This window comes from Mycobacterium sp. NGS35 (assembly GCF_059812855.1).
The window spans coordinates 114,305-127,009 of sequence record NZ_JCALDL010000010.1 but is presented as its reverse complement, the minus strand read 5'-3'; the positions used below and the strand labels follow the sequence as shown (position 1 = coordinate 127,009).

General features: G+C 66.6%; 10 protein-coding genes. 2 read left to right on the top strand and 8 right to left on the bottom strand.

What is annotated here, in order from left to right:
- Positions 1-58: 58 nt before the first annotated feature.
- Genes AC5Y4C_RS16570 through AC5Y4C_RS16560 form a run of 3 tightly spaced genes read right to left on the bottom strand, consistent with a single transcriptional unit; the run spans position 59 to position 1,090 of the window.
- Positions 59-322 carry a hypothetical protein gene (locus AC5Y4C_RS16570; RefSeq protein WP_499951991.1) on the bottom strand — a complete coding sequence of 88 codons (264 nt, stop codon included), beginning with the start codon at positions 320-322 and terminating at the stop codon, positions 59-61.
- 34 nt (positions 323-356) lie between these two features.
- Positions 357-761, bottom strand: a complete 405-nt coding sequence (locus tag AC5Y4C_RS16565; protein WP_499951993.1) for a hypothetical protein — start codon at positions 759-761, stop codon at positions 357-359.
- Positions 761-1,090: a hypothetical protein gene (locus AC5Y4C_RS16560; RefSeq protein WP_499947868.1), complete on the bottom strand. Its 330-nt coding sequence runs from the start codon at positions 1,088-1,090 to the stop codon at positions 761-763. The genes AC5Y4C_RS16565 and AC5Y4C_RS16560 overlap by 1 nt, the downstream gene beginning before the upstream one ends.
- 549 nt (positions 1,091-1,639) lie before the next feature.
- Here AC5Y4C_RS16560 and AC5Y4C_RS16555 point away from each other — a divergent pair.
- The gene (locus tag AC5Y4C_RS16555; RefSeq protein ID WP_499964790.1) at positions 1,640-2,293 is read left to right on the top strand and encodes a hypothetical protein; all 654 of its coding nucleotides are present in this window, start codon (positions 1,640-1,642) and stop codon (positions 2,291-2,293) included.
- A gap of 61 nt (positions 2,294-2,354) precedes the next feature.
- Complete coding sequence (locus tag AC5Y4C_RS16550) at positions 2,355-2,501, top strand: hypothetical protein (RefSeq protein WP_499964792.1); 147 nt, start codon at positions 2,355-2,357, stop codon at positions 2,499-2,501.
- A gap of 79 nt (positions 2,502-2,580) precedes the next feature.
- Here AC5Y4C_RS16550 and pks13 read toward each other — a convergent pair whose 3' ends face one another.
- The 5 genes from pks13 to AC5Y4C_RS16525 form a co-directional block, all read right to left on the bottom strand.
- A complete protein-coding gene (gene pks13 / locus AC5Y4C_RS16545; RefSeq protein WP_499964835.1) occupies positions 2,581-7,836 on the bottom strand; it encodes a polyketide synthase Pks13 in 5,256 nt (1,751 codons plus the stop codon).
- Positions 7,837-7,925: 89 nt separating this feature from the next.
- Positions 7,926-9,845, bottom strand: coding sequence for a long-chain-fatty-acid--AMP ligase FadD32 (gene fadD32 / locus AC5Y4C_RS16540; RefSeq protein WP_499911057.1), 1,920 nt, complete (start codon positions 9,843-9,845; stop codon positions 7,926-7,928).
- A gap of 383 nt (positions 9,846-10,228) precedes the next feature.
- The gene (locus AC5Y4C_RS16535) at positions 10,229-11,146 is read right to left on the bottom strand and encodes a cutinase family protein (RefSeq protein ID WP_499964794.1); all 918 of its coding nucleotides are present in this window, start codon (positions 11,144-11,146) and stop codon (positions 10,229-10,231) included.
- A 2-nt stretch (positions 11,147-11,148) separates the two neighbouring features.
- Positions 11,149-12,162, bottom strand: coding sequence for a carboxylesterase Culp6 (gene culp6, locus AC5Y4C_RS16530; RefSeq protein ID WP_499910891.1), 1,014 nt, complete (start codon positions 12,160-12,162; stop codon positions 11,149-11,151).
- A 9-nt stretch (positions 12,163-12,171) separates the two neighbouring features.
- Positions 12,172-12,651 (bottom strand): DUF732 domain-containing protein, encoded by a 480-nt coding sequence (locus AC5Y4C_RS16525; RefSeq protein WP_499910893.1) that lies wholly within the window; start codon positions 12,649-12,651, stop codon positions 12,172-12,174.
- Positions 12,652-12,705: the final 54 nt, after the last annotated feature.

The window sequence follows — 12,705 nt, the reverse complement described above, 5'->3', positions numbered from 1 at the left end:
TGACCGTTTCCATTCCCACTACCGACACGCCGTCGCAGATACAGCAGCCGCGGAGTGCTCACGCGTCGCGGCGGCTGGACTTTAGTGCGATGACTGCGGCAGTTATCGACATGGCCATAACCGCGATGTTGACGTATCGCAGCCTGTCCCTTGTCAATGCGTCGTAAGCGAGAAAAGCCGCAATGACAAACATCGAGCAGGCATAAAGCACTTGCAACCGTCGCGCCCGTTGCGCGCCATTACGTGCGCCACATTGAACCGCGCGACGCAAGGCGAGCCCGATCAGCAATCCCAGCGTGGCCGCAGCGAGCACCAACGGCATCATTTACTGCATTGGTTCCGTCAGACGACACCATCTACGACGCCGGTCGCAAGGTAGGTGTTTGCCGGCCCTGAAGGATCTGCTGGATCCGAGCGAGCAGATCGCCCCGACCGTCATGGGCGCCGTGCTTCCACACGATCAGAGCGTACAAGATGCTGGTCGGCTCGACGCTCAGTTGCGGACCCAGCAAAACGGTTTCTATCACTTCGCTGCTTTTGCTCGAATGAGTTACGTGATAGGCAATCTCGACTTGCTGCGACCGGCCGCCGAGCCCTATCGGGACGGCCTTGGGAGTGACGGACAGGCCCGCAGCGGCACCGAGAGACAGATACCAGGCCGATCCGAATAGCAGGTTGAGACCTGCAAGCAGAAAAAGGTTCCATACGGCGGCATACCGGAATACACGCCTGAAACGGATATTCGCCTCCCTATCGGCCATCATTGACCTATTTGCGTTGCCAATACCGGGACGGCGCCGCGGATGCCCGCCGACGCTGAACCTGCGGCGCCCGCCTGGCGGACTTTCAGCCAGACGTCCGTCGGCCTTATCGGTGAATCGCGCAGTGCGGTCGTCGTCAGTTGGGCAATCAGCATCGACTTCTCGGCCGTATTGATCGGGGTTCGGGACACAGTGTGGAGAACACCGACTTCATGCTCGATTTGCATCGCGAACTCACCCACGACGCCGACGCCTTCGGTGGCAGTCGTGACGTCGCGGTGAAGTTCTCGAGTCGCTGGCATCATTTTCTGCATCCAGTCAAACCACACCGTCCACGAGCGGAGCCGCCGGCAGAAATCCCCGCGAGCCCGGCCTGTCATTCCGAGGCTGAGAAACACACCGTTTACCCGCTAACCCAAGACTTAGCGCCGTGGGACACGGACTAGTACGGGTGGATCCCGCTGATCTCCAGGCGTTGGCCAGTCACTGTATGAGTTTGGCCATGGAACTTGGGGCTGGCAGTGCTCCTGTGATATCCGGATCGTCGTACCAAGCAACATCTGCGGCAGTGAGCGGTGTGAACACGGAACTTGGTCGCGCAGCACAAGTGTTGAGCAACCGGATGGCGGCCACGGCTGCCAAGCTCGACAGCGCGGCAAGCAGCTATACCGATCAAGAAGCAAGCTCCGCCATAAGTTTGAACGTGGTCGGATCTTCGGCCTTAAGGGTGTAGATGGCCGCTGCTTTCCCTTTACCGACTCTGTCAGTTCGCGTCGGTCGCTCGCCACATACCATGTCCAGGCGGCGTCCCGTGGGACGGTGAGGCCGGCGAGGCAGCCCAGGTGCGGGCTAACACCGACCTCGTGAAGGTTCGCGGCATGGCTGATGATCTGCGCAGCGCCGCGGTGATTGCCAGAAACGGCGAGGAGCACATCTACTTCGCCAAGCAAGCCGCGTTGTCCGCGGTTTCGGACGCTGAACGGGCCGGGTTTAGCGTCGGTGAGGATCTCTCGGTCATCAGCAGAACGTCCGGCGAGCCACCCGCGCTTCAAGCCGCCCGACAGCGACAAGCTGAACAACTTGCCGCCGACATCCGCACTCGCGCCGCGCAATTGGTCGCTCTCGACAAAGAAGTCGCGAGAAGAATCTCCACCGCCGCGGCCAGCATTGGCGACGTCGCCTTCAGCGAAAGCCCCGTCATGCCTAGCGCTGAGACAAGCAACATGGAGCGCAAACCCACCGTGCAGGCCGTCGACTTTGTCACCGGCGGCCTGCCCGAGCGGCCGCCGCCATTAGGTCCGGCGACCCCGATCCCCGATCCCTCGGCCAGCCGGTGGGATGGGCCACCGCCACCCGGCGAGGCCGAAAACACAGGCTTCTGGGCGGTGGACACAAGCCGCCCGTCCAACATCCCCAACCCGCTGCCCGCACCGGCGCCGTACCGGTCGCCACCACCGCCGGCCGACGATTGGCAATTTTGCAGATGTACAAAACCTACGATGGCGCGCACGAACGCGCCGTCGCCGTACTAATATCCGCCTGCTCGAGGAACTCATGACCGAGATTGCCGCGGCCGTAGGCTGTTTCGTACTAATGGCGCTCTTCGTCGCCGCCTCGTTGTGGTACTTCAAGCGCATCCGCGATGGGCGGGCCGACCCTCTCATCAACCCGACCTGGACCACCGGCATGCGACCCGCCAGCCCGCCGCCACCGCTGCACGATCCCCCCGATCCAGATTAAGACTTCACCCCAGCGGCGGGGTGGATGAGTTCGTGCTGCATGCGTCCGTGGTGCGCGACGCACAACTTGACCGACGGCCTTAAACCTTCTGCTGCGCTTCGACTTTGGCGAGCACCTGACTCATGTGAGCGCCGACCTTGGCGATGTACGGCTCGTCGATGGCCTGGATGTGCTCGCCACCGATCGGCACCACCTCGAGATCGGACACGTACTCACCCCAGCCGCCGTCGGGCTTGCGGGTGGCGTAGCGCGGCTCGAACATGATCGCGTCGTCGTGGTAGCGGTCGGCCATGTAGAGCGTGACGTGCCCGTCGTAGGGCCGGATCTCAGCGGTGTCGATCGCACGCTGATCCAGATACGACGTGCGCTGGTGCTCGATGATCCCTCCGGGAATCTGCACACCGCTTTCCTTGACGGCGTTCAGCACGAACTGCACTTGCCCTGCGTCGTCGAGCTTTTCGAGCTCCTCGTACGGAATTTCGGGGATCTGCACGTTGAACGTGCGCTCGGCGAACCGGGCGTAACGCTCCCAGCGCTTGCGGGTCTCCTCCTTGGTCTGCGGGATCTCCTCGCCCGGCCGCACGGCGTCGATGAGCCCGACGAACGGTACGTCGCAGCCCTGTTCCTTGAGCCCGATCGCACAGGCATACGCCAGCGCGCCGCCCAGCGACCAGCCGGCAAGGATGAACGGCCCGTCGCCGCCCAGTTCGCGCAGCTTCGGAATGTATTGCGCCGCACGCTCTTCGATGGTGCCCTCGACGCGCTCGAATCCGTACATCGGGGTATCGGGCGGAAGCCGCTTCAGCAGCGGCTCGTACACCACCGTCGACCCACCGGCCGCGTGGAAGACGAACACCGGCACCTTGTTCGAGCCCTCTTCGCGGGGACGGATGATGCGGACGAACCCGTCGAGCTGACCCGCTTCGAGGTGCTGACGCACCTTGTCCGCAAGTTCCTCGATGGTTCTCGACGTCTTGACGTCCTCGACAGTGATCGGTCCGTCCGCGCGCTCCGAAAGCCGTTGCGCCATCTTCTCCGCGGTCGCGTCGTCGACCTCGGGCAGCTCGTTGAAGATGCCGCCCGGCGACTTGCCGGTGACGATCGCCCACGTCGCGAACGTGACCCGCTCCGACGCGTCGCGCGGCGGCACGTCGGCGCCAAGCGCTTCGGTGATCGCCTGCTGATTCAGCACCGCGGCGGTAGCCGCAAGATCAGACGAAGCAGCGGCACCGGCCGGGTCGGGTTTGCCTTCGCGCGGCGGCCCGGCCGGGTTGTCCGACGGCGGTGGCGGCGGAATGTCTTGTGGCTCAGGGGCTTCCGCTTGGGTTTGTGGTTCGGCTTGCGGATCAGGCGCCGGAGCGGTGACGGTCTGCACCGACGCCCCCGACAGCAGCCGCGCCTGCTCTTCGGCGATCTCGTCGGCGGTCTTGGTCTTCTGGTACTCGTGCAGCTGCTGCACTTCGTCGCGGTGTTCGATCGCGTACTCGATCAGCTTCTCGACCGCGTACAGGTTCGCGTCGCGCACAGCCTGCAGCTGGATCGGCGGCAGGTCGAAGTCGTACTCGACGCGGTTCTTGATCCGCACCGCCATCAGCGAGTCGAGGCCGAGCTCGATCAGCGGAACCTCCCACGGCAGGTCCTCGGGCTCGTATCCCATTGCGCCACCGACGATTGCGGCCAGCCGATCATGCACGGTCTCACCGGAGTCGGGCGACCACTTGGCGAACCCGGCACCGAGGTTGGCGCCCTGGGTCAGGTTGTCATGCAGGATTTCCGCGTCGGGTTGGTCCTCGGACTCCGAAGCGGCTTCCTGCGTAACAGGCTGAGCTGCAACAGTTCCCACGGCGACGGCCGACGGTAACGCCGCCACCTGGCCGGACCGCGACACGATCGCGTCATAGACCAGCGTGAACGACTCGTCGATGCGGGCATGCACCTGCACCGAAGCGCCGCCCGGGTGCCGGGTCAACGTGGTCACCAGCCGCGCGCCGTCGCCGGGCACCGCCCGCTGCTCGGAGACCGTCAACTGGGCATCCGGAAGCACTTGCGCTGCAGCAGCTTTCACCAACGCAGCCAGATCGGTTTCGCCGCGCGGACGGTATTCCCACACGTGGCGGCCGTCGGGCATCGCGACGTGGTTGCCGGGCATCATCACCGAGCTGTCGCCCGTGAAGTGGGCGTCGAGCCAGTGCTCTTTGCGCTTGAACCGGGTCGGCGGGATGTTCGCGTAGTCGGCGGGTCCGGCAGCGCGCGTGAACAGTGTGCGGATGTCGAGGTCGTGGCCGTAGACGAACAGCTGCGCCATCGCCGCGATCATCGACTCGACTTCGTCTTGTTTGCGGGCCAGCGTCGGAATCAGCTGCGCGTCGTGCAGGCCCGCCGCAGCGGTGGTCAGGCCGACCTGCATGAGCGCCACCGGGTTCGGCGCGAGCTCCAGGAACGTGGTGTGCCCGTTGTCGACGGCGTTGCGGATGCCGTGCGTGAAGTACACGGAGTGCCGCAAGCCCTTCTTCCAGTAGTCGACGTCGTGGATCGTCTGGCCGGGGCGGATGAAGTTGCCCTCGTGCACGGTCGAGTAGTAGCCGGTGGTGATCGGCCGGGGCTGAATGCCCACCAGCTCAGCCGCGAGCTCGCCCAGCAGGGGATCCATCTGCGAGGTGTGGCTGGCACCCTTGGTCTGGAACTTGCGCGCGAACTTGCCTTCCTTCTCGCAGCGCTCGATGATCGCGTCCACCTGATCCGGCGGGCCGCCGATCACCGTCTGGCCCGGTGCCGCGTAAACGCACACCTCGAGGTCCGGGAAGTCGGAGAACACGGTCTTGATCTCGTCGGCGGAGTACTCGACGAGCGCCATCAACCGGATGTACTCGCCGAACAGCATCGCCTCGCCCTCGCCCATCAGATGCGCGCGCGAGCAGATGGTGCGCGTGGCGTCCTCCAGTGACAGGCCGCCGGAGAAGTAGGCGGCGGCCGCCTCGCCGAGCGACTGCCCGACTACCGCGGCCGGCTTGGCCCCGTGGTGGCGGAGCAGCTCACCGAGGGCCACCTGGATGGCGAAGATGACCAGCTGCACTTTCTCGATCGGCAGCTCGGTGGTCTCGTCGCTGTAATCGACCGCGTCGTCGAGGATGAGCTCAAGGATCGAGTGTCCGCGCTCTTCTTGGACCAGCGCGTCGACCTTGTTGATCCACTCGGCGAACACCTCGTTGCGCAGGTACAGGCTCTTGGCCATCTTGCGATGCTGCGCACCGAAACCGGCGAGCACCCACACCGGCCCGTTGGTCACCGGACCGTCGGCGGTGAACACGTTGGGCCGCTGCTTGCCGTCGGCGATCGCGCGCAAGCCGGCGATGGCCTCGTCGTGATCGTGGGCCAGCACCACCGCACGCGAACGGCCGTGGTTGCGGCGCGACAGCGCCCGGCCGATCGACTCCAGCGACGACGCCCGGCCCTCCTCCGACTCCATCCAGTCGGCCAGCTCGGCAGCCGCGGCGCGCTTGCGCGACGTCAGGAACGCCGACACCGCCAGCGGGATCGCGGGAGCCGGCGGCGGTGACTCCTCCAGCTGCTGCAGCGCAATCTCCTTGAGCCGCAACGCTTCTTCCGTGAGCCCGGGCAGTTCGCGTTCTTCGTCGGCCGTGCTCGCGGACACCCCGTAGAAATCCGGTTCGTCCTCGTCGTCTTCGATGAGCACGCCGCCGACGTAGACACCCGTCTTCTCGGCGGGCTTCTCCTCGACCACCGGCTCGGGGTCAGGCTCCTTCTCGATCACGTCGCGGGGCAGCACCTCGCGCAGCACCAGGTGCGCGTTGGCGCCGCCGAATCCGAAGCCGGACACGCCGGCGATCGCGTAGCCGGAATACCGCGGCCAGTCGGTGACGGTGTCGGCGACCTTCAGCCGCACCGCGTCGAAGTCGATGTACGGGTTGGGACCGGCGTAGTTGATCGACGGCGGCAGCTTGTCGTGCGACAGCGCCAGCGCGATCTTGGCCAGGCTGGCCGCACCCGCGGCCGATTCGAGGTGCCCCACATTGGATTTCACTGCGCCCAGCAGCGCGGGCTTGTCGGCCGGTCGCCCCTTGCCGACGACGCGGCCCAGCGCCTCGGCCTCGATCGGGTCGCCGAGGATGGTGCCGGTGCCGTGCGCCTCGATGTAGTCGACGGTGCGTGGGTTGATGCCCGCGTCCTTGTAGGCCTTGCGCAGCACGTCGGCCTGCGCGTCGGGGTTCGGTGCCAGCAGACCGTTTGACCGGCCGTCGTGGTTGACCGCGCTGCCGGCGATCACCGCGAGGATCTGGTCGCCGTCGCGGCGGGCGTCGTCGACGCGCTTGAGCACGAGCATGCCGCCGCCCTCGGCGCGCGAATAGCCGTCGGCGTCAGAGGAGAACGACTTGATCCTGCCGTCGGCCGCCAGCACGCCGCCGACCTCGTCGAAACCGATGGTCACCATCGGGGTGATCAGCGCGTTGACGCCACCGGCCAGGGCCACGTCGCACTCGCCCGCCCGCAGCGCCTGCACCGCCTGGTGCGCTGCCACAAGCGAACTCGAGCACGCGGTGTCGACGGCCACTGACGGGCCGCGGAAGTCGTAGAAGTACGACACCCGGTTGGCGATGATGCTGCTCGCTGTGCCGGTGATCGCGTACGGGTGCGCGACGGTGGGGTCGGACACCGCAAGGAAGCTGTAGTCGTTGTTGGACGAGCCGATGTAGACGCCGACGCTCTGACCGCGCAGGCTCGAAGCCGGGATGCGCGCGTGTTCCAGTGCCTCCCAGGTCAATTCGAGCGCCATGCGCTGTTGCGGGTCGAGGTTGTCGGCCTCCATCTTCGACAGCGCGAAGAACTCCGAGTCGAAGCCCTTGATGTCTTTGAGGTAGCCGCCGCGGGTGCGGGCCTTGGCCACCCGCTCGGCGATGCGCGGCTCTTCGAGGAATTCCGACCAGCGGCCCTCGGGCAGGTCGCTGATCCCGGAGCGCCCCTCCAGGAGCGCCTGCCACGTTTCCTCGGGGGTGTTCATGTCTCCCGGGAAGCGGGTGGACAGCCCGACGATCGCGATGTCGGGCACGTCGCGCTCGCGTGACCAGTCCTCGTCCTCGTCGACGTCCTCGGCTTCCGGCTCTCCTTCGATGATGCGCGCCGCCAGCGACTCGATGGTCGGGTGCTGGAACGCGACCGTTGCCGACAGCGTCACCCCGGTGAGGTCCTCGATGTCGGCGGCCATCGCGACCGCGTCGCGCGACGAGAGCCCCAGTTCCACCATCGGGGTGGTTTCGTCGATGGCGTCCGGGGATTGGCCGGTGGCGTTGGCCACCCAGTTGCGCAGCCAGGTGCGCATCTCTGCGACGGTCTCAGGCCGGCCGCTTGCGGAGGAATCGCCGTGGGGCGTGTCGGGAATCTCGTTGTCTGTCATGCCGATTCGAGGGGTTAGTCCGCGTCGCGGGACGCGACAATCGGGGCGTCGTCGGGGAACGAGTTGGGCGAGGCGGTGCCGCCGCGAAGGCTGCCGTCGATGTAGGCGGCCCGGCAGGCGCGGCGGCCGATCTTGCCGCTGGAGGTTCGCGGGATTGTGCCCGCCGGCATCAGCAGCACGTCACGCACGGTCACGCCGTGGCGCACCGCGATCGCCGCGCGGATGTCGTCGGCGACGGGCTCGACCTCGATCTTGTGCGAGCCGGGCGCCCGTTCGGCGACGATCACCAGTTGTTCGGAGGTGTCCTCCGGGTCGTACTTCAGCCCGGCGTGCGGATTGTCGAACACCTGCTGCGGCAGCTGGTTGGCCGGCACCGAGAACGCCGCCGCGAAGCCCGGCCGGATCGCCCGGGTGGCCTCCTGCGCGGTGTACTCCAGATCCTGCGGATAGTGGTTGCGGCCGTCGATGATCACCAGCTCCTTGATCCGGCCGGTGACATAGAACTCGCCGTCGAGGAACGCGCCGAGGTCCCCCGTGCGCATCCACATCGCGTCGTCGGGCGCGCCTTCGGCGTGCGACGGGTTGGTGCGCGACTTGAGGATGTTCTTGAACGTCTCGCGGGTTTCCTCTTCCCGGTTCCAGTAGCCGGAGCCGACGTTGTTGCCGTGCACCCAGATCTCGCCGATCTGGCCGTCAGGCAATTCGCTGGCGGTGTCCGGATCGACGATCACCGCCCACTCGTCGAAACCGATCTTGCCGCACGATACCTGTGGCACCGCGTTGGGCGAACCCTCCGGCACCTCGACCAGTCGGTCTTTGACCAGCTCGTTGCGGTCGACGTTGATGATCTTCGGCGCCTGGTGCGGAATCGTCGTCGACACGAACAGCGTGGCCTCGGCCATCCCGTACGACGGCTTGATGGCCGACGGCTCCAGCCCGTACGGCGCGAACGCCTCGGTGAATTTGCGCATCGACGCCTGCGACACCGGCTCGCTGCCGTTGAGAATGGTCTGCACGTTGCTCAGGTCGAGTTCCTCGCCGTCCTTGGGCAGTCCGCGGCGCGCAGCGTGCTCGAACGCGAAGTTGGGCGCGGCCGACACCACGCGGCCGCGGTCGTCGCCCTTGACGCCGAGCTCACGCATCCAGCGGATGGGCCGACGGACGAACGCGGCCGGGGTCATGAACGTCATGTGCCGGCCCAGAATCGACGGCAACATGATCGTGATCAAGCCCATGTCGTGGAAGAACGGCAGCCACGACACTCCGCGGTCGCCCTCTTCGAACTCCAGCGCGGTCATCACCTGCGCGATGTTGGTGGCCACCGCAAGGTGGGTGATCTGCACACCGGCCGGGCTGCGGGTCGAGCCCGACGTGTACTGCAGATAGGCGATGGTTTCCTCGGTGGGAGTGTCCGGCATCACCCAGGTTTCGGCGACCTCGTCGGGCACCGCGTCCACGGCGATGATGCGCGGACGCTCCTTGGCCGGGCGCTTGTGGAAGAACTTGCGGACGCCTTCCGCGGCGCCGGTGGTGGTCAGAATCGTCGAGGGGGTGCAGTCGTCGAGCACTGCGTGCAAGCGCCCGACATGACCGGGCTCGGCCGGGTCGAACAGCGGAACGGCAATACGGCCCGAGTAGATGGTGCCGTAGAACGACGTCAGGTAGTCGAGGTTCTGCGGGCAGAGGATCGCCACGCGGTCGTTCGGTTCGGTGACCTGCTGAAGGCGTGCGGCGATCGCACGGCTGCGCGCGGAGAACTGGCCCCACGTGATGTCGCGTTCGACGCCGTCGCGCTCGGTGGAAAAGTCCAGGAACCGGTAGGCCAGGTGGTCGGCGCGGATGCCGGCCCACCGCTCCACATGCCGGGGGATGCTGGCGCCGTGCGGGAAGCTGAGTCGTCCCGTCTTCTTGTCGATGAACGGGTTCACCCAAATCGGCACGTTCCACTCTCCTGTCGAAGCACACGCGGGGTCTGTTGTCGCTTCAAGCGGGCCGGCCATGGATCGGCTGGCGCTCCGCCGCGAAACCCCAAACCTTAAAGATCGTACAGAGGTCGGAGCGTCCGCCGCCGTCGCGTGACCCGCCGTTCACCGCCGTTGCCGCTCTTAGTTATTTCTTAATGTTAGGGGACGGCTGGTCGGCGGACCAAATCGCCTGCCCGTTCACGTCGTGAATGTTGCGAATCTGTGCTATGTCCGCAGTCTTCGCGCAAGCGGCTCATCCCATCCGCAGTCTTCGCGCAAGCGGCTCATCCCCATCCGCAGTCTTCGCGCAAGCGGCTCATCCCCATCCGCAGTCTTCGCGCAAGCCTTCAGCCTCATCGCGTTTTCGGCGCGCTGTTGATCACATCGGCTGCCCAGTCGCGCGTCCAGTCCGTCGCCGAATGTCCATCGAGGTTCCAGTACTCCGTCGTGGCGTACTTCGCGTGGACCGGCTCTCCCGCCGCGCCGAGCAGTGTTTGCAGCGTGCCGGGCAGGTTCAGCACGTTGAACGCCCCGGCCGGCGCGGCGCAGATCAGATCGCCCTCGGCGCAGATCTCGTTGACGCGGTCGTTGAGCTCGCCGAAACCGCCGTCGCGTGGGCCGGTCATCGTGATGCCCGACGGGATGAACGGCATGCCCTTCAGCGTGATCTCCGCGCCCTCGCCCGGCGGGTTGGGCCCGACGTCGCGGCCGACGCCGGGCTGGCGGCGCCCGTCGGCAATCAGCGTCACGCCCAGCACCCGGCTCGCGTCGATCGGACCGCGGCCGTTGCCGATGTCGCTGGCGATGTCGCCGCCGATCACCGCTCCTTGCGAGAAGCCGACGATCACGAAGTTGGTCCGTGGACACCGGTCGGCTATGTCGGCGATCGCCTTGCGGGTGACCTCGGTGCCCTGCTTGCGGCTGTCGTCGTAGCTGACCTCATTGTCACCGGACAGCGGCCGGTGGAACTGAGCGATGTAGGCAACCGTGTACACCTGCAGCCGGTCTGAGCCGAACTGCGCGCTCAGTGGACGAGTCACGTTCAGCAGCAACGCATTTGGGAACTGCGTGGGGTTGACGGGGTCTTGCTGCGGCGACGACTCCCAGGTGCCGGGAATGGACACCAGCTGCACGTCGGGACAGCCGGCGCCCTGCACCGAAGGCCGTGGCCGCAGCAGCACGAACACGACCACCGCCACCACGGCAGCCAGCACAAGCACGCCGACGAGCGCGATCACCAGGCGGCGGCGCCGCCGATTCGTACCCGCCATCGTCAGCCGTGCTTGGGATGCGGGGCCGCGTCGATCTTGGCCACCGCCCAGTTACGCGTCCACACCGTGGCCGGCTGGCCGTCGGAGCTCCAGAACTGCGTGGTGTTGTACAGCGCGTGCACCGGCTGGCCCGCGCCGCCGGCCAGCACGTCGAGCGTGGAGGGCAGGTTCGTGATGTTGAACGCTTCTTCGGGTGCCGCGCAGATCAAATCCCCCGGTGCGCAGATTTCGTTGACACGGTCGTTGAGCGCCCCGAAGCCGCCCGGTCGCGGGCCGGTCATGGTGAGCCCGAACTCCGACAGCAACGGCACCTCGTGCAACGTGATCTCGGCGCCCTGCCCCGGCGGCGTCGGCGGCACGTCTTGGCCGACGCCGGTCTGGCGGCGCCCGTCGGCGATCAGCGTCACCCCGAGCACAAGGTCCTCGTCGACGGGTCCGCGGCCGTTGCCGATGTCACTGGCAATGTCACCCGCGATCACCGCGCCCTGCGAGAAGCCGACGATCACGTAGCTGGTCAGTGGGCAGCGGTTGGTCATGTCGGTCAGCGCCCGCACCGCGTTGTCCATGCCCTCTTTGCGGCTGTCGTTGTAGCTGATCTGGTTGTCCCGGGAGAACGGATTGTGGAACTGAGCGGTGTAGGGCACCGTGTACGTCTGGACCCGCGCGCCGCCGAACTGATCGGCGAGTGGCCGAGTTACGTTGAGCAGCAATGCATTTGGGAACTGCGCTGGATTCAGCGGATCCTGCTGCGGCGACGACTCCCACGTGCCGGGAATCGACAGCAGCATCACGTCGGGGCAGCTGGCGTCCTGGAACTCCGGGCGCGGCTTCTTCGGCCCGGCCGAGGTAGTGGGCGGTTGCGCGTTGGGCGGTGTGGACGGTTGGGGCGCCGAGGGTTTGGTGGCCCGCTGCATGACCACCATCAGGACGAGCCCCAGCGCCACCACCACTGCCACCGCCCCGGCGGCAGCGAGCGCGAGGATGCGGTGGCGTTTCCGCCGATTGGTGTTGGCCATGGTCTCCTGCTAGCAGAGGCGTTCGGTCGCGATGCGAATGTATGTTGCGGTCGCGGTGTCGACGTCCGCCCCGGTGGGCGGCATGGAGGTGAGGTGGGCGTCGTGCACGTCGCTGGACACCAGCGGATGCACGTAATCCCACACCGCCTGCGGGCTCTGCCTCGCAGCGCGGGCTTGGCAGACGTAGGAGCCGATGGACAGCGCCAGCAGTTCACTGGACGGATGCACGCCACCGGCATCCAGCGCGTCCAGGTAGGCGCGCTGCTGATCGGTGACCGCCAGTTTGCGCTCGCTGCCGCTGGCGCCGGCCGACGGCTGCGCAGGCGCGGCGGGCTGAATTCCCGACGCCAGCGTGGTGGTCTCGTCGGCCGGCAGCGCGACGCTGGACATCAGGCTGTTGGAGGCCGAGCAACCCGACAGCACGGCGGCCGCAAGCGTCAGCGTCGCCATCGTCGAAGACCCGGCCACGCGCCTGGAGGTCGGTTGCACGTTTCCACGGTACCGGCTGAGCGGCGGCGGCCCGGGTGAGCAATCTCGCAGTTC